The organism is Enterococcus sp. S22(2020), from assembly GCF_020295385.1.
Classification (GTDB): domain Bacteria; phylum Bacillota; class Bacilli; order Lactobacillales; family Enterococcaceae; genus Enterococcus_L; species Enterococcus_L dunnyi.
The window spans coordinates 56,834-75,129 of record NZ_JACFUD010000001.1 but is presented as its reverse complement, the minus strand read 5'-3'; the positions used below and the strand labels follow the sequence as shown (position 1 = coordinate 75,129).

The 18,296-nt window shown below is 40.3% G+C and carries 18 protein-coding genes; all 18 read left to right on the top strand.

Annotated features, from left to right (window positions below; translation table 11 throughout):
* The first annotated feature begins 57 nt into the window (after positions 1–57).
* The 18 genes from ygeW (at position 58) to yedF (ending at position 18,295) form a co-directional block, all read left to right on the top strand.
* Positions 58–1,251 carry a knotted carbamoyltransferase YgeW gene (gene ygeW / locus H3T55_RS00330; protein ID WP_087639770.1) on the top strand — a complete coding sequence of 398 codons (1,194 nt, stop codon included), beginning with the start codon at positions 58–60 and terminating at the stop codon, positions 1,249–1,251.
* Positions 1,252–1,549: 298 nt separating this feature from the next.
* Complete coding sequence (arcC, locus tag H3T55_RS00325) at positions 1,550–2,488, top strand: carbamate kinase (protein ID WP_225533174.1); 939 nt, start codon at positions 1,550–1,552, stop codon at positions 2,486–2,488.
* Between the two features lie 39 nt (positions 2,489–2,527).
* Complete coding sequence (locus H3T55_RS00320) at positions 2,528–2,908, top strand: RidA family protein (RefSeq protein WP_087639772.1); 381 nt, start codon at positions 2,528–2,530, stop codon at positions 2,906–2,908.
* Between the two features lie 97 nt (positions 2,909–3,005).
* Positions 3,006–4,325: a nucleobase:cation symporter-2 family protein gene (locus H3T55_RS00315; RefSeq protein ID WP_087639773.1), complete on the top strand. Its 1,320-nt coding sequence runs from the start codon at positions 3,006–3,008 to the stop codon at positions 4,323–4,325.
* 102 nt (positions 4,326–4,427) lie between these two features.
* Complete coding sequence (locus H3T55_RS00310; protein ID WP_225533175.1) at positions 4,428–5,012, top strand: nucleoside-triphosphatase; 585 nt, start codon at positions 4,428–4,430, stop codon at positions 5,010–5,012.
* Positions 5,013–5,076: 64 nt separating this feature from the next.
* Positions 5,077–5,451, top strand: a complete 375-nt coding sequence (locus H3T55_RS00305) for a winged helix-turn-helix domain-containing protein (protein WP_087639775.1) — start codon at positions 5,077–5,079, stop codon at positions 5,449–5,451.
* Positions 5,448–6,458 (top strand): XdhC family protein, encoded by a 1,011-nt coding sequence (locus tag H3T55_RS00300; protein ID WP_225533176.1) that lies wholly within the window; start codon positions 5,448–5,450, stop codon positions 6,456–6,458. Before H3T55_RS00305 ends, H3T55_RS00300 begins: the two co-directional genes overlap by 4 nt.
* 30 nt (positions 6,459–6,488) lie before the next feature.
* On the top strand, positions 6,489–7,514 hold the full coding sequence (locus tag H3T55_RS00295) for a FecCD family ABC transporter permease (protein ID WP_225533229.1): 1,026 nt from the start codon (positions 6,489–6,491) through the stop codon (positions 7,512–7,514).
* A 16-nt stretch (positions 7,515–7,530) separates the two neighbouring features.
* Entirely contained in the window at positions 7,531–8,310 is a 780-nt protein-coding gene (locus tag H3T55_RS00290; RefSeq protein WP_225533177.1) for an ABC transporter ATP-binding protein, read from the top strand.
* Positions 8,311–8,324: 14 nt separating this feature from the next.
* Positions 8,325–9,059 carry a Rossmann-like domain-containing protein gene (locus H3T55_RS00285; RefSeq protein ID WP_225533178.1) on the top strand — a complete coding sequence of 245 codons (735 nt, stop codon included), beginning with the start codon at positions 8,325–8,327 and terminating at the stop codon, positions 9,057–9,059.
* 5 nt (positions 9,060–9,064) lie between these two features.
* Positions 9,065–10,159 carry an ABC transporter substrate-binding protein gene (locus H3T55_RS00280; RefSeq protein ID WP_225533179.1) on the top strand — a complete coding sequence of 365 codons (1,095 nt, stop codon included), beginning with the start codon at positions 9,065–9,067 and terminating at the stop codon, positions 10,157–10,159.
* A 21-nt stretch (positions 10,160–10,180) separates the two neighbouring features.
* A complete protein-coding gene (locus tag H3T55_RS00275; RefSeq protein ID WP_225533180.1) occupies positions 10,181–11,341 on the top strand; it encodes a double-cubane-cluster-containing anaerobic reductase in 1,161 nt (386 codons plus the stop codon).
* Between the two features lie 4 nt (positions 11,342–11,345).
* Positions 11,346–12,098 (top strand): acyl-CoA dehydratase activase, encoded by a 753-nt coding sequence (locus H3T55_RS00270; RefSeq protein WP_225533181.1) that lies wholly within the window; start codon positions 11,346–11,348, stop codon positions 12,096–12,098.
* Positions 12,099–12,204: 106 nt separating this feature from the next.
* Positions 12,205–14,781: a selenium-dependent xanthine dehydrogenase gene (xdh, locus tag H3T55_RS00265; protein WP_225533182.1), complete on the top strand. Its 2,577-nt coding sequence runs from the start codon at positions 12,205–12,207 to the stop codon at positions 14,779–14,781.
* Positions 14,782–14,900: 119 nt separating this feature from the next.
* Positions 14,901–15,497 (top strand): NTP transferase domain-containing protein, encoded by a 597-nt coding sequence (locus H3T55_RS00260; protein ID WP_225533183.1) that lies wholly within the window; start codon positions 14,901–14,903, stop codon positions 15,495–15,497.
* On the top strand, positions 15,494–16,645 hold the full coding sequence (gene sclA, locus H3T55_RS00255) for a selenocysteine lyase SclA (protein WP_225533184.1): 1,152 nt from the start codon (positions 15,494–15,496) through the stop codon (positions 16,643–16,645). The genes H3T55_RS00260 and sclA overlap by 4 nt, the downstream gene beginning before the upstream one ends.
* Positions 16,646–16,665: 20 nt before the next feature.
* Positions 16,666–17,688 (top strand): selenide, water dikinase SelD, encoded by a 1,023-nt coding sequence (selD, locus tag H3T55_RS00250; RefSeq protein ID WP_225533185.1) that lies wholly within the window; start codon positions 16,666–16,668, stop codon positions 17,686–17,688.
* A 16-nt stretch (positions 17,689–17,704) separates the two neighbouring features.
* Positions 17,705–18,295 (top strand): sulfurtransferase-like selenium metabolism protein YedF, encoded by a 591-nt coding sequence (gene yedF / locus H3T55_RS00245; protein WP_225533186.1) that lies wholly within the window; start codon positions 17,705–17,707, stop codon positions 18,293–18,295.
* The last annotated feature ends 1 nt before the right edge of the window (position 18,296 follow it).

Genomic DNA, 18,296 nt, shown 5'->3' with positions numbered 1-18,296 from the left:
GAGTAAAGGACATCAGGGCGGTCCTTTCGCTATTACTAATCAAAAGGGAGAAATAACATGGAAACTTTTAACGAATATATTGCAAAATTGGACAAATTAGAATTTGATAAAATGTACGAAAATGACTTTTTCTTAACTTGGGAAAAAACACGTGATGAACTAGAAGCAGTCTTTACAGTAGCTGATACGCTACGTTATTTACGTGAAAACAATATCTCTACGAAAATTTTCGATAGCGGATTAGGAATTTCCTTATTCCGTGACAACTCAACGAGAACTCGTTTTAGTTTTGCATCTGCTTGTAACCTTTTAGGATTAGAAGTTCAAGATTTAGATGAAGGAAAAAGTCAAATTTCTCATGGTGAAACAGTTCGTGAAACAGCAAACATGATTTCATTTATGGCAGATATCATTGGGATTCGGGATGATATGTATATCGGTAAAGGAAATGCCTATATGCATGAAGTATCTGAATCTGTTCAAGAAGGACATAAGGATGGCGTATTAGAACAACGTCCGACATTAGTCAATTTACAATGCGATATCGATCATCCGACACAAGCGATGGCAGACGCACTTCATTTGATTCATGAATTTGGCGGCGTTGAAAACCTTAAAGGCAAGAAAATCGCTATGACTTGGGCTTATTCTCCATCTTACGGCAAACCATTATCAGTTCCTCAAGGAATCGTTGGTTTGATGACACGTTTAGGGATGGACGTTGTTTTAGCTCATCCAGAGGGCTATGAGATCATGCCGGAAGTAGAAGAAGTGGCGAAGAAAAATGCTGCTGAATCAGGAGGTTCATTTACGAAAACAAACAGCATGGCAGAAGCGTTCAAAGATGCTGATGTTGTTTATCCTAAGAGCTGGGCACCATTTGCAGCGATGGAAAAACGCACACAATTATACGGTGAAGGCGATCAAGCTGGAATCGATGCGTTAGAAAAAGAATTATTAGCAGATAATTCCAACCATAAAGATTGGGAATGTACGGAAGAATTGATGAAAACGACAAAAGACGGCAAAGCATTATATATGCACTGCTTGCCTGCTGATATCACTGGTGTTAGCTGTGAAGAAGGAGAAGTAGCTGCCTCTGTCTTTGATCGTTATCGTGTTCCTCTATACAAAGAAGCTAGCTACAAACCATATATCATTGCGGCAATGATCTTCTTAAGTAAAGTGAAGAGCCCGCAACAAACATTGAAAGAGCTTGAACAAAAAGCGACACCGAGAGAAGTAAAATAAACGGTGTAAAGATCATTGGCATGAAGTGAGATGCTTTTTCTATCAATGATGATAGTTATTAGTAAAATAATTTGCTCTCTTTTAGAAATACCATTGAAATGATAATAAGACCTTTCCAAGTCCATTTATATTGGCTATCGGTTAAGAAAAAGTTGTTTTGAGACGAATCTGCTGTCCACAGGTTCTGACCACTTCATGCACAATTCAGATTTTTCTTAACACTCATTGACAGGATTTATTGAAGAGAAAGCATCTTACTTTTTTACTAAAATATCGAAACGATAAGGTGGATGATTGAATGGTAAAACGAGTAGTCGTTGCCCTTGGCGGAAATGCCTTAGGGGATAATTTAACAGAACAAATGACCGCAGTCAAAGAAACATCAAAAGCAATCGCGGATTTGATCGAAGCAGGATATGAAGTGATTTTATCACATGGGAATGGTCCTCAAGTTGGGATGATCCAATTAGCGATGGAAGAACTTTCCTTAAGCAATCCTGAAAAATATCCAACAGTTCCATTATCGGTCTGCGTAGCCATGAGTCAAAGCTATATTGGGTATGATTTACAAAATGCTCTTCGGGAAGAATTGCTAAGCCGTGATATCACACAGCCTGTAGCAACGGTGATCACTCAAGTCGGTGTAGATCCAAAAGATCCAGCTTTTGAGCGTCCAGCAAAACCGATCGGACGTTTTATGTCTAAAGAAGAAGCCGATCAATTGGTGAAAGAGAAACACGTAACAGTCGTTGAAGATTCAGGTAGAGGCTATCGCCAAGTCGTTGCTTCACCAAAACCAAAAGAAATCATTGAAGTTGAAACGATCACATCATTGATCAAGTCTGGCCAAACAGTGATTGCTTGTGGCGGCGGTGGAATTCCAGTTGTTAAGGAAGGCAATCATTTGAGCGGTGTTCCAGCAGTGATCGATAAAGACTTTTGTAGTGAATTACTAGCAGAATTGGTAGATGCTGATTTATTGATCATTTTGACAGCTGTTGAAAAAGTATGTGTCGATTTTGGTAAACCAACACAAAAAGAATTAACGAATGTTACGATCGATGAAATGAAGCAACATGCCAAAGATGGTCAGTTTGCACCTGGATCGATGTTGCCGAAAGTTGAAGCAGCGATTCAATTTGCGGAATCAAAACCAGGACGTAAAACGTTGATCACTCTTTTAGAAAAAGCGAAAGATGGGATTCTTGGTAAGACAGGAACAACCATTCAACAATAAAGAAACTAACGAATTCAAATAGGAATAGGAGTGAAGTAGATGACAAATAAAATGATCAATTCAGCAAATGCACCAGCAGCAGTAGGACCGTATTCACATTCTGTATTCGCAGGACAGACACAATACATTTCCGGACAGTTAGGACTTGATCCTGTAAGTGGTGAAATGAAGGAAACAGTTGAACAACAGGCAGAACAAGCACTAACGAATCTAGGAGCTATTCTTAAAGAAGCAGGTATGACCTATGACCATGTGGTAAAAACAACGGTCTTTTTAAAGAATATGTCAGATTTTGCTAAAATAAATGACATTTATGGAAAATACTTCTCAAACACTCTTCCTGCTCGTTCGTGTGTAGAAGTATGTGAGTTACCAAAGAACGGACTTTTTGAAGTAGAAGCAATCGCAGTCAAAAATTGATTTTTAAAAGACTTTCGTAAAGAAAAGGGTTGCGGATTTTTGAGACTCGTTAAGTGCAGTCCTTTTTAAAATAAAAAGAGAAGAAGGAAACTTGCCTATGAGTGAAAAGGAAGAAAAGGCATTGTTCGAATACGATGCCAAGTTATCGATCAAAGAAGCTGTTCCGATGGGCTTACAACACGTCGTAGCAGCAGTCGTCGGGATCGTTACACCAGGGATCATGATTGCCAAAGTTTGTAATCTAGATTCCGGTGATACAACGATCATGATTCAGACATCGCTGATTTTTTCAGCAATTGCTACGTTGATCCAGCTATTTCCGATTTTTGGGAAGGTTGGTTCTAGACTGCCTGTGATGATGGGAGCGAGTTTTGCTTATGTACCGATTCTAATGGCTATTGGGGGAGATTTCGGTATTGCCGCAATATTTGGGTCACAGTTAGTCGGCAGTATCTTGGTTATTTTAGTTGGTTTATCGATTAAAAAAATTCGGATATTGTTTCCTCCGCTAGTTACTGGTACAGTTATATTGAGTATTGGATTATCTCTATTTCCAGTAGCGATCAAGTATATGGCTGGTGGTGCCGGCAGTCCTGATTTTGGTTCTGCTCAAAACTGGCTGGTGGCGTTACTGACATTTGCAGTAGTCTTTTATTTTAATTATTTTTCTAAAGGTTTTCTAAAATTGTCGTCCATTTTAAATGGAATGATCATTGGTTATATCGTATCGTTAGTTTTAGGGATGGTCGATTTTGGCCCTGTACAAGAAGCATCAGTGTTTCAGGTGATCACACCGCTTTATTTTGGGCTTGATTTTCAACTCGTTCCAATTTTGACTTTAGTGGTCATGTTTATTGTCGATGCCGTGCAGGCGATCGGTCAGTTTACAGCTACGACTGTTGGTGCAATGGATCGCGAGCCAACGGATAAAGAGCTTTCCGGTGGAATTATGGGAAGCGGTTTCTCGAACTTTATCGGCAGCTTTTTCGGTTCAGTTCCAGTCGCTACTTTTGGTCAAAATGTTGGGTTAGTAACTGTAACAAGAGTGATCAATAAATATGTGATGGTTTTTGCTTCTGTCATTCTGTTGGTCGCAGGATTTGTTCCAAAAGTCGCTTCGATCTTGACAACGATTCCTTATGCTGTGATCGGCGGGGCAACGATTTCTGTTTTCGCTTCGATCTCAATGACAGGTATTCGGATGATTTCCTCTCAAGAATTAACACCAAGAAATACAGGTGTCGTCGGAATTGCCTTAGCTTTTGGAATAGGTGTGACATTATCTGTTGGTAGCTTGAGCGGATTTCCGCCTTGGGTGACAACGATTTTTGGCAATTCAGAAGTTATTTTAACAACGATCGTTGCAGTGCTCTTAAATGTGCTTTTGAAAGAAGAAAAAGAAGTAGCGCTTGAGTAACTGTAAGGATTTTCTCCTTAAAGGTAATAAATGGATTGAGGCGAAAAGTTGATTTTTGCCTCAATACCAATTGGAATAATGGGCATATAAAGGGAGGAAAGAATGAGACATTTTTTTCTACAGGGGGATAAATTTATCGGGAAATCGACGATGCTGCAAAAAGTATTACAAGAAATGGCGATTCCAGTCGGCGGGTTCTATGTCGAGCGAAGATGGGATGCACTGGGAAACATTACTGGTTTTGAACTAAGGGCAGCAATGGAATTATCTACGTCTGTAAAACTTTCTCAAAGCAATGAGGATCATTATTTTATTTATACTAAAGATGGAAAACGTTATCATAATCTAACGGTTTTTGAGGAATTTGGCTGCGAATTGCTCCGTAAAGCGAGACGATCAGAGCAAGTAATACTTTTAGATGAAATCGGTGGAATAGAGCTCTTGTCAGACAAATTCACTAAAGAGTTGCTGACAACGATTCAACGGTCTAAAAAAATTCTAGGGGTATTTAAGTCTGAAAAAAATTATCAAAACCAAAAGCAGCATACACTAGAGAAACTTGAAATCAGTCATCAACGAGAATTATTAAAACAAGAAATTATTAAAGCTAATGGAAAAATCATGTCATTGACGCGAGAGAATCAACACTCACTAGAAGCTAAGCTACGTCTTTTTTTGAAAGAGTAATTTTTTTTGCTAGCCGTTATCTTTCTTGAGGATAACGAAAATGATCAAAAAAGGAGGAGACGATATGGAGGAAAAAGAAAAATTCAATTACACACTTAATTTGAAGTTGCGTACGAATCGGATATTTTTTGGCCCAGGCGTTGTCGAGTTGCTCCAGAGGATCTCTCAAACCGGCTCTTTGAATACCGCAGCCAAACAGATGAAAATGTCATACAACAAAGCGTGGCGAATGATTCAAAAAGCGGAAGAAGAATTAGGCTATCCATTGGTGCATAAAAGTGTCGGAGGAAATAATGGCGGAGGGTCTGTAGTAACAAGAGAAGGAAAACGCTTGACTGCCAAATTTTTACTTTTTCAAAAAAAGACCTATCATATCACGAATCAATACTTTAATGAAATATTCAGTGAGGATTTAGAAAAGTTGGAGGAAAAAGCATGAAGGAGATTTTTGACCGATTGTCTCAGGCAATCAAAAATAAAAATGATACTGTTTTAGTTTCAGTCATTGCAAGTTCTGGTTCAACACCACGAGGAGAAGGGGCACGAATGCTGGTCGATAAAAACGGGCGGGTTGCAGGAACGATCGGCGGCGGTGCTGTTGAATTCCGTTCGGAACAACTGGCAAAGGAAGTACTGAAAACGAAAGCAGCAAAAATTGAGACGTTTATTTTAGCGCCGAACGATGTTGCAGACTTAGGCATGGTTTGCGGCGGCAATGTAGAAGTACTTTTTCAATTTATTGATTGCCAGGAACCAAGTGTTAGTGTCATTTGTCAGAAGTTTAACCAGCACTACCAAGAGAATCGACCGTGTTGGCTGATTTCTGAATTAGGTGAACAATCGTCGAATCATTTAACTTTTTATAGTCGTGAAACAGGATTTTATAATGGGGAATCGAAAGAACTTCAGAAGCTTACGTTTAAACAAGGAATGACGATCGTTTCTGATTCAGACAAGCGATTTTTAGTCGAATCTCTTATAAACACTGGGAAAGTATATATATTCGGCGGTGGACATGTTGCACAAGCGTTGGTTCCTGTACTGAAAACAGTAGACTTCTACTGTGTTGTACTGGATGATCGCCCCGAATTATTAACAAAAGAATATTTTCCGGAAGCAGACCAATGTGTTGTACTCGATCTAAAAAATATCATGGATAAGGTCGAGATCACCGAGGAAGATTATGTTGTTGTTATGACAAGAGGGCATCAATTCGATTTTGAAGTGTCGAAGCAAGTTTTGAAGACAAACGCATACTATATCGGTGTGATGGGAAGCAAGCATAAAATAGCAATACAGATCAAACGGTTGAAAGAATGTGGATTCGAGACTGAGGAGATTGATCGGATCGATATGCCGATCGGCTTAAAAATAAAAGCAGAAACACCGGCAGAGCTTGCAATAAGTGTTGCTGGAGAGTTGATCATCAAGCGGGCAGAAAAATAAACGCCTCTTTTGGGAGTGGACACAGTGGAGATGCGACAATCATTATCTAAGCACAAAAAAATCATACTTTTGGGAACGATCCTTCTCTTTTTTATTGTACTGATCGTCTCCTTTTTACTGGGGAAATATCCGATCACACTGACTGATTTTTTGCGCGCAGTGATCAATAAGATAATTCCGCTGGAGCAGACTTGGAGTACTCAAGTGGAAACCATTTTATTTAAGATTCGTTTTCCTAGAATTATTATGGCGGCAGTGATCGGCAGTGGCATTTCAGTTGCTGGTGCGACCTATCAGGCTTTGTTCCAAAATCCTATGATATCACAAGACATTTTGGGTGCTTCACAAGGGGCAGCCTTTGGTGCTGCAGTCGGATTGTTCTTTTCATTGACCTATGAACAAGTGATTTCTTTATCGTTTCTCTTTGGCTTACTGGCTGTCGCAGTTGTATTGCTATTGAACCGCTGGCTAAAAAGTAAGTCTGTATTGAACATGGTTTTGATTGGGATGATGATTGGTTCGTTGTTTTCGTCTGCTGTTTCTTTTTTAAAACTGGTCGGTGATCCAACCAACACACTTCCTGCAATCACTTATTGGCTGATGGGCAGTCTATCTGCAATCAAAATGCAGGATCTTCATTTTGCTGTGCCGCTTATTTTAGTTGGTATGATACCGATTTTTCTCCTGCGCTGGCGTTTGAATGTCCTTTCATTAGGGGAGGAAGAGGCCTTGAGCCTAGGTGTTAACAGTAGACAATTACGAATTATTTTGATTACAGCGGCAACACTGATCACAGCGGCTGCAGTTTCTGTTAGCGGTTTGATTGGCTGGGTCGGTTTGATCGTTCCTCATTTTTCACGTCTAGTTATAGGGAACGATCATCGCTATAGCATTCCTGTGAGTGCTATTTTAGGCGGTACATTTTTGTTGTTTGTTGATGATTTTTCTCGCTTGCTCTCGACAAGTGAAATTCCGATCGGGATACTGACTTCGTTTATTGGTGCACCGATTTTTCTTATTCTGATTGCTAAAAGTAGTCGTGCTGTTAACGCTTGATTTTGGAGGAATCGATATGCTGCAAGTGATAGACCTAAATTTTTCGTATAGAAAATCAAAAATATTAACGAACATCTCTTTTGAGTTGGACTACGGACGATCCGTTTGTTTACTAGGAAAGAACGGGGTTGGGAAAAGTACATTGTTTAAATGCTTACTGAACATAGTAAAACCAACCTCGGGAGTGATCAAGATAGAAGGAAAAAAGCTTCAGAATTACTCAAGAAGTCAACTTTCTAAGTGCATATCTTATATTCCTCAGACGCAAAATGGACAAACAGGATTTACCGTTTTTGAAATGGTATTGTTTGGAACGACCTCTCGTTTGAACCATTTTCAGCAACCTGGAAAAAGGGAATATGATTTGGCAGAAGCTGCATTAGTTGATTTGAACATTACGCACTTAAGGCAGAAATTATTTTCTGAAATCAGCGGAGGCGAACAACAATTAGTGATCATTGCCCGTTCAGTTGCTCAGCAGAGTAAAATCATCATCATGGATGAACCGTGTGCAAATTTGGATTATGGCAATCAGATCATGGTGCTGGAGATGATTCGAACCCTTAGCAAAAAAGGCTATTTGATTATTCAGGCCACCCATGACCCTAATCATGTATTGCAGTATGGGGATCAGGTATTGATTTTACAAGAAGGAAAGTTGCTTGTTCAAGGAGCACCAAAAGAGGTATTGACGAGCCAACGATTGGAGGAAATTTATCAGGTGCCAGTCATTGTGAGAGAGCTGGAAATGGAGCAGCAACGAATTTGTTTGCCTAAAAAGAGAATGATCAACTAGAAAGAGAGAAAACCATGTGGAAACTATATGATGAATTGATTGAAGCCATTCCTTCTGGAATCAAGATTTCTGATCTAGCGCAAACTGAGCGCTGGACATTTGCGGTCAATGATCAAACGATTGGAACGGCGATGAAGTTTTCCAAAGAATACCAGGATCTTGAATACTATCAGCAGATGGAGTTACAAGAAGTTGCAGCACTTGTTAAGTCCTGGGATTTTGAAAAGGCCAGTTTTGGATTAGCGGCAATCAATAGCTTTTTTAATGATAATAAACAAGTGAAAAAGCAGTTTCAGACAGAGAAAATCTACCATAAAGATGCTTTTGATCGATTGATCGAAAACCCCAATCAGCAAAAAATCGGTATGATCGGCCATTTTCCATTTGTCGATCGTTATCCAGAACTTAGCAAAAATATCAGCATCTTTGAATTAGAGCCTAGAATGGGTGATTATCCAGCTAGTGCATGTGAATTCTTACTTCCTAAGATGACGACTGTTTACATCACCGCTTCAACGATCATCAATAAAACATTGCCTAGACTATTGGAGTTATCAGAACACGCACAAACCATTTTAGTTGGTTCCAGCTGTCCTTTGAGTAACAGCTTGTTCAACCATGGTATAGACATACTGGCAGGAACTATTTATGAAAATACTCTGACTGAATTACAAGCGAAAAAATCATCTGAGCGATTACCACTCAGTAAATACGGTCATGCCATCATGATCGAAAAAAGAAAGGCGTAGAAAGAATGAAAAAGAAAACAATTCAGCTAGTTGTCCTTATGCTACTCTCGGTAGTAATAACAGGGTGTGCAGGCAAGAATGATCAAACAAATGACAGTAAAAGTAGCAGTTCACAGTCAGAAAAGATGACCCGAATATTTACTGATTCTGCCGGAAGAGACGTGGAAATACCAAATACTATCGAAAAAATCGCTCCTTCTGGTCCATTAGCACAACTTGTTTTATATACAAGTTCACCAGATTTGTTAGTTGGATTGGCGAGTCCCTTTTCAACTGAATCAAAGGAATTTATTGATCAAAAATACCAGTCCTTACCTGAGTTTGGTCAATTTTACGGTAAAAATGCCAGTCTGAATATGGAAGCCCTTAGTGCGGCAGAACCAGATGTTGTGATCGATATCGGTGAAGCTAAAAAAACGGTCAAAGAAGATATGGATAAATTACAGGATCAGTTAGACATTCCTACGATATTTATTGAGGCAAATCTGAGTAATCTACCTGAAGCTTATAAAAAAATCGGTGAGTTACTCGGCAACACAGAAGAAACAGATCAGTTAAGTGCATATTGTGAAAAAGTATTGGCCCAAGCGAAGGAAGTCAAAGGAAGCTTGAAAGCTGCAGATCAAAAAAGTGTTTATTACGCTTCTGGAAATGCTGGTTTAAATACAAATGCTGAAGGTTCTTTTCATGCTCAGGTCATTGATGAGGTAGGCGCTAAAAATGCTGCAGTCGGTGTGGATATTGTTTCTAAAGGTGCTGGAAGTGTTGTCTCGATGGAACAATTGATCCAATGGCAGCCAGATTATATTCTTGCAGATTCAAAGGATGTTTATAAGCAGATCACCACAGAGGAGTCTTGGAAAGAATTGACTGCTGTCAAAGAAAATAGAGTGTACCAAATTCCGACAGCGCCATATAATTTCTTAGGTTCGCCACCTTCAGTCAATCGAATCATCGGGATCCAATGGCTAGGTCAATTGATTTATCTAGAGCAATATCAGCTTGATATCAAGCAAGCTGTCGCAGAGTTTTATGAACTATTTTATCATGTAAAACCGACAAATGATCAGATATCAGCAGTCTTAGAAAACGCTCAATAGCATCTATGTAAGGAGGAAAAAATGCAGATCAAAACAGAACTCCCAGAAATTTTTACTGAATTTGACGAAGCACGTCGTCAAGGATTCATTCAAGTCAAAGAATTAAAAGAACAAGGAATTCCTGTGATCGGTGTCTACTGTACATTTATGCCGGAAGAAATAGTCTTAGCAGCAAATGCCGTTCAAATCAGCTTATGTTCTACTTCAGATGAAACCATCGCAGCAGCAGAGGAAGATCTACCAAGAAATCTCTGCCCATTGATCAAATCAAGTTACGGTTTTGGGAAAACAGATAAATGTCCTTTCTTTTACTTTTCTGACTTAGTTGTGGGTGAAACGACATGTGATGGCAAGAAAAAAATGTATGAATATATGGAAGAATTTAAACCACTATATTTGATGCAATTACCAAATATGCGTAATTCAGCTGCTTCTTTCAATTTATGGAAAGATGAAATCGTTCGTTTTAAAGAAAAGCTGGAGGAATTTCTTGATGTAGAAATTACGGAGGAACAAATTCGTCAGGCGATCCGTTTAAAAAACAGAGAACGTGAAGCACGCAAAAATTTTTACGGTCTAGGGAAATTAAATCCGCCAGCAATTGAAGGATCAGAAATTTTCAAGGTGATGTACGGAGCAAATTATACATTTGAAAAAGAGGGATTGATCGAAAAACTGACAACAACAACGAATACTATTCAAGATCAGTATCTTGAAAAACACCAGCCGCAAGGCAAGCCGCGCATTTTGATCACAGGCTCTCCCATGGGCGGAGTAACTGAAAAAGTTATCCGTGCAGTCGAGGAGAACGGTGGAACGATCGTAGGATTTGAAAATTGTACAGTAGCCAAAGCAGTGGAAAAATTAGTCGATGAAGAAAAAGAAGATGTCTATGAAGCGTTAGCTGAAAAGTATATCGATATCGGCTGTGCCTGTATGTCGAATAATACAAGTCGTTTTGATTTGCTGGATCGAATGATCGATGAATATCAAGTTGACGGCGTGCTGGATATGGTACTACAGTCATGTCATCCCTATTCCATTGAATCATTGAAAGTTCGCCGTTTTTGCCAAGAAGAAAAGAATGTTCCATATCTTTATTTGGAAACGGACTATTCGACAGCAGATATTGAGCAAATCAATACACGTGTTACCGCATTCATTGAAATGCTGGAGGAATAGAGCTATGCGAGTGATTGGTCTAGATAGCGGCTCTACAACTACTAAAGGCGTTCTTTTTGAACATGGTAAACTTCAAAAAAAGAAACTCGTATCAACATCTGGTGATCCCAAAGTAGCTAGTGAAAAAATTTTTACGGAATTAGGTAATACACCAGAAACGTTTATTGTTACAACAGGTTATGGACGGAAATTGATCCAGGCAGACAAAATTGTAACAGAGATCACTTGTCATGCAAAAGGAGCCGCTTATTTGAGAGACGACATCAAAAATGTGATCGATATTGGCGGTCAGGACAGTAAAGCGATTCGAATGGATCAGTTTGGCAAGGTGCTGGATTTTAGTATGAATGATAAATGTGCGGCTGGCACTGGACGTTTTGTAGAAGTGCTGATGAGAACGTTAGGTGAAAAAATTGAGCAGATCGATCCATTTGTCGCGCATGCAGTACCAGTAAAAATCAACAGCATGTGTACTGTCTTCGCAGAATCTGAAGTGATCAGTTTGATCGGAAAAGGTGAAAAAAGAGAGAATATTGCTTTAGGTGTTCTTCATTCGATCGCCAGCCGAATCAGCAATCAATTAAGGCAAGTAAATCCAGAAACAGGACCGATCTTTTTTTCCGGGGGCTTATCTCATAGTCAAACGATGGCAAAACTGATTGAACAGTATACGAAGATGGCGGTCTATTACGATCAGGAGCTTTCGCAATATGCAGGAGCGATCGGCGCAGCTCAAATCGGTTTGCAGCAGAATTAAATAAAATTATTTTTTTGCTAAAAAATAATTTTTAGCTTAACAATTTGTGTTATAATCATAGTGATAAAAAGCTATATTATAATAGAAATTGGGGTGTAAAGAAAAAATGTATTCATTTGTAGTAAATGGCAAACCTGAAACCTGCAGCACAAACAAAAAATTGATGGACTTTCTACGGGAAGATCTATCGCTGACCGGAACGAAAGATGGTTGTAACCAAGGCTCATGCGGCGCTTGTTCAGTGCTGATTAATGGAAGGGTTTCCAAAGCGTGTTTATTCAATTTGGAAAAGCTTGAAGGTAAGGAAATCATCACGATCGAAGGAATCAGTCAAAGACAAAAAGATGTTTACGCATATGCTTTTGCGAAAATGGGCGCAGTTCAGTGCGGATATTGTATACCGGGAATCGTGATCTCAGCGCAAGGCTTACTGAACAAAAAAGAAGAACCAAGCGATGAAGAGGTTCGTAAAGCAATTAGAGGGAATATTTGCCGATGTACTGGCTATGTTAAAATCATCGAAGCGATCCAATTAGCTGCTAAAATGTTTCGTGAAGATTTGAGCATACCAGAAGAAGCTTCAACGGGCAAACTTGGTGAAGACTTCAAACGTGTCGATGCGGTTGAGAAGACTTTAGGTACGGGGCTTTATGTAGATGATATCACAGTCGAAGGTATGCTGCATGCTTCTGCGATCCGTAGTAAATACCCAAGAGCAAAAGTCCTGAACATCGATACATCCAAAGCTTTAGAGCATCCTGAGTGTGAAGCGGTACTGACTGCTAAAGATGTACCGGGAAATAATAAAATCGGTCACTTGGAATTTATATCTGATTGGGATGTAATGATTCCAGAAGGAGAAATCACACGTTATGTGGGGGATGCAGTAGCGTTAGTCGTTTCTAAAGACAAAGAAGCATTAGAAGAAATCAAAGAGCTTGTCGAAATTGAGTATGAAGAGCTGAAACCGATGGTCACCTGTGAAGAAGCATTAGCTGAAGGAGCTCCATTGATCCATGAAAAAGGCAATGTTCTATCTCATGAGCACCTTGTTCGTGGAAATGCAGATGAACAGCTAGCTGCTTCTGCTCATGTCGTCACCCAACATTATTCTGTACCGATCAATGAACATGCATTTATGGAGCCGGAATGTGCGATTGCAATGCCGGAAGGTGAAGACGGAATTTTACTTTATAGTGCTGGGCAAAGTATTTATGATGAACAACGAGAAGTTGCAAGAATGCTTGGAGTAGAAAAAGAAAAAGTTCATGTCCAAGCAAAATTAGTCGGCGGCGGCTTTGGCGGAAAAGAAGATATGAGCGTCCAGCATCATGCGTCACTTGCAGCTTGGTGTTTACAGAAACCTGTGAAAGTCTTGCTTAGTCGCCAAGAAAGTTTGATGGTTCATCCGAAGCGTCATGGAATGGAGATGGACTTTACAACTGGCTGTGACGAAGAAGGAAATCTAACGGCAATGAAAGCTGTTATCTATTCAGATACTGGAGCCTATGCTTCGTTGGGTGGTCCAGTCTTGCAAAGAGCATGCACTCATGCGGCAGGTCCCTATAAATATCAACATATCGATGTTGAAGGTTTTGCCGTATACACGAATAATCCGCCAGCCGGAGCGTTCCGCGGCTTTGGTGTTTGTCAGACGGCCTTTGCAATTGAGAGTAATTTAAATCTATTGGCAGAAAAAGTAGGGATTTCGCAATGGGATATCCGCTATAAAAATGCTGTAGCACCAGGAGACTCCTTACCAAATGGACAGCTTGTGTCAAATAATGCTGCATTAAAAGAGACCTTATTGGAAGTCAAAGAAGCATACGAAAATGCAGAAATTGCTGGTATTTCCTGCTTCTTTAAAAACAGCGGGATCGGTGTTGGCTTATCCGATGTTGGTCGTTGTATTGTTTCAGTAGAAGACGGTAAAGTCCATGTAAGAACGAGTGCAGCATGTATCGGACAAGGGATGGCGACAGTTACCACGCAAGTGGCCTGTGAGACACTGAATCTACCACCGGAAATGATCATAGCAGAAGCACCAGATACTCGTCGTACACCGGATTCCGGGACAACAACTGCTTCTCGTCAGTCTTTATTTACAGGTGAAGCGACAAGAAGAGCTGCCATGCAGTTACGTTATGAGCTGGATATGGGACGTTCGTTATCAGATTTAGAAGGGCAAGAATTTTATGGTGAATATTCTGCTAAAACAGATCCATTGATCAATGATAAGACGAATCCTGTTAGTCATGCTGGCTATGGCTATGCTTCTGAAGTGGCGATTTTAGATGAAAAAGGGAAAGTCGAGAAATTTGTTGCTGCTTATGACATGGGACAAGTTGTGAATCCTAAAGCTGCGGAAGGACAAATCGAAGGTGGAATCGTCATGGGCATGGGCTATGCGCTGACAGAAAAATTTGCGATGGAAGATGGGTACGTAAAAGCAAAATATGCCACATTAGGTTTGTTGAACGCGGCACAAGTACCGCCGATCGAAACGATCTTAGTTCAAGCTGATAATATTCATGACGGTTTGGCCTACGGAATCAAAGGAGTTGGAGAATTGGCAACGATTCCGACGGCTCCTGCATTAGCGGGTGCTTATTATGCACTGGACGGTAAGCTGCGTCCGACATTACCAATGGAAGATACCTTCTATCAAAAAAAGAAAAAGTAAAAAAGTAATACTGTGATGTGCTGGGAAAATCGCTCATAACAGGCGAAAAAACGCATCTATTTGAAAGAGTTGGATGCGTTTTTTCTTTTTTGTAAAACAGACGTAAAGGAGCAAAAGTGATGCTAAAGATCAGTGCGATCATTATGGCCTCTGGTTTTTCAAAAAGAATGGGCACCAATAAACTATTCCTTGAATATCAGGGGAAAACTTTTTTGGAACACGTTCTTTTGTTATCGAAGAAGCTTGGCTTTTTTGAACAAATTCTAGTCATTTCACCTGAAAATCTAGCAGGCATATCTTTACCTGAAGGCGTCAAAGTTGTATTGAACCACGATGCTGACCAAGGTCAAAGCACCAGCGTACGTTTAGGGACACAATTTGCTTCTGGAGCTGGTTACCTTTATCTGACCGTAGATCAGCCTTTGTTGGATGAAAGCTTATTTGCACCGCTTTTAGCAGCATATACCACAGAAAACATTGTTTTTCCAGTTACATTAGAAGGAAAACCAAGTAGTCCAATCTTTTTCGGGAAGCGATTTCGGACAGATTTATTACAGGTTTCAGGCAGTACTGGCGGTCGTGAGGTCCGAAATAAGTATCCTGATGCGTGGCATCAGGTGCCAGTCGACGAACCTTACCGGTTAGCGGACATTGATACATATAGCGATTATCAAAAGCTGATCGCCAATAAAGTAGATGAAAGGACACGATCATGAAACTACCTGTCTATCTAAATTATGCGGCAACCTCTAACCAGAAATTTGACACAATGATCGATGAGCTTTGTGCATATTTAAAAGAAAATAATAGTACAAATACAAACCGCAGCGTCAATGCTTTAGGCGATCTTGGTGCACTTTTTGATGCGCGCCGAGTACTTGCTGATTTTTTTCAGGCCCCAGATCCAGCGCATGTGATTTTTACATCTAATGCGACGATGGCATTGAATATGGTATTGCATGGCTTACTAAAACCAGGGGATCATGTATTGACAACAATGGTGGAGCATAATGCAGTAACCAGACCACTGCATCTTCTTGAGACGGAACGAAATGTTGCTGTTACACATTTAGTATGTGCGAAAGATGGTAGCTTTGATCCTGAGCAGATCGAAATGGCTATTCGAGGAGAAACGAAGGTGCTGGTTATGACCCATGCCTCAAATGTTTTAGGAACGATACTTCCTATTAAAGAATGTTTTGAAAAAGCCAAAAAGCACGGGATCATCACGGTTTTGGATAGTGCACAGACGGCCGGCTTTTTACCGCTTGATATGAAAGAGCAGTCAATAGATATTTTAACGTTTACAGGACACAAAAGCCTGATGGGACTGTCTGGAATCGGTGGTTTTGTTTTAGGAAAAGACATAGAAAAGAAAATCGATCCTTGGCTGACAGGGGGAACGGGCAGTGCTTCTCATTTATTGACACAGCCGGAATTTTTACCAGATAAATTTGAGCCGGGCACCTTGAATATGCTTGGGATCATTAGCTTGAAAAGTGCTGTCACAGAAATACAGCGGCTTGGTTTAGACCGAATTTTAATGCATGAACGACTGTTGACGAAAAAATTTTTAGATGGCGTCAAAGAAATGCCGGTTGAAATCTTGGGATGCCAAGATGCAGAACGGTCAGTCCCTGTTGTTTCCCTCGTTAGTCCCCAAATAGATAGCGGTGAGCTTGCTCAACGATTAGCTGATGAGTTTCAAATCGTTACGAGATCAGGCTTGCATTGTGCACCATTGGCTCATGAAACAGCAGGGTCACTCGAGACAGGAGCTGTCCGCTTTAGCTTTGGCTGGGAGACAACGCTAGCAGAAGTCGATTATGCATTATCAGCATTAGAAAAAATTTTATCTCAATGATAGAAAGTAAGGAGAGACCGATGGAATTTTTATCACAATGTACATCAGGAGGCTGCGGAGCTAAAATCGGACCAAACGAATTAGCTGGCTTTTTGAATCATTTACCAACATTTACGGACAAACGCATATTAGTGGACTTTGACTCATCTGATGACGCGGCAGTTTATCAAATTTCGGAAGATACGGCACTGATTTCTACAGTTGATTTTTTCTCTCCAATGGTCGATGATCCTAAAACCTTTGGCCGGATCGCCGCAGCAAATGCTATGAGTGATGTGTATGCGATGGGCGGTGAGGTGCTGTTTGCTCTGAATTTGGTTTGCTTTCCTGAAAAGATGGACAAGCAGATGCTTTCAGACATTCTATATGGTGGAGCCGAAAAACTGAAGGAAGCACAAGCATCTTTGGCAGGAGGACATTCGATTTATGATCATGAACCGAAGTATGGTTTGGCTGTAACGGGAAGGATCGATCCACAAAAAATCATCCGCAACAACACAGCAGAACCCGGAGATATCTTGATTTTGACCAAAGCATTGGGTGTAGGCTTGATACAAGCAGCTGTAAGAGGACAGGTTGCTTCAAAGAAAGCAGAGCAAGCGGCTATTGACTCGATGGAACGGCTGAATAAATATGCTGCAGAAAAAATGCAGGATTTTGTAGTCCACGCTTGCACGGATGTCACTGGTTTTGGTCTATTAGTTCATGCTGCAGAGATGGCAGACAAACATGTAACACTCGTCATAGACACAGAGCAACTGCCGTTATTGCCGGAAGCGTATCATTATGCAGAAGAATTTTTAGCGACAGCTGCTGGACAAAGAAATCGCCAGTTTATGGCTGGTAAAATTGATCTAACCGCTGTTACACCAGCTTTTCAAGAGATATTATTTGATCCGCAAACATCCGGAGGACTTTTGTTGAGCGTAGCGCCAGAACAAGCAGAGGCTTGCTTGGCTGCTATCCAAAAAGAAGACCCAGTTGCTGCCATTATTGGGGAAGTCTGTGAAAGAGTCACAGAGCAGCCGTTGCTTATTTTATAAGAAAGAAGGATACAAAATGAATAAAATCAATGCTTTAGGAAAACCCTGCCCAATTCCAGTCATTGAAGCCAAAAAGGCCATTCGGGAAATTCAAGCAGAAGGTGGATCGATCGAAATACTGGTCGATAACGAGGTCGCAGTTAAAAATATAGAAAAAATGGTCCACGGCCTAAAATTGAAGGCTAAGATCAAACAGGTGAACGAAGCAGAATGGACTGTTCAAATTGCTGTACCTAAAAAACAAATACAAGCAGATTCAGAGCAGCCCGGCCAGGAGCTTGTGATTGCTTTTGGAAAAAAAACGATGGGTGAAGGAGATCCTGATCTTGGCGAAATTTTACTTAAAAATTTTATCTACTCACTGACAGAACTAGAGACACCACCAGAACATCTACTGTTTTTCAATAGTGGAGCATATCTGACAAATAAAGGGTCAAATGCTTTGAAGGATCTGCATAGACTGGAAGAGAAAGGAACGCAGATCAGCACGTGTGGTGCTTGTCTGGACTTTTATCAAATCAAAGAAAGCTTAGCGATCGGTGAAATCACTAATATGTATGGAATCACAGAAGTGATGGCTCAAGCAAAAAAAGTGATCAACTTTTAGT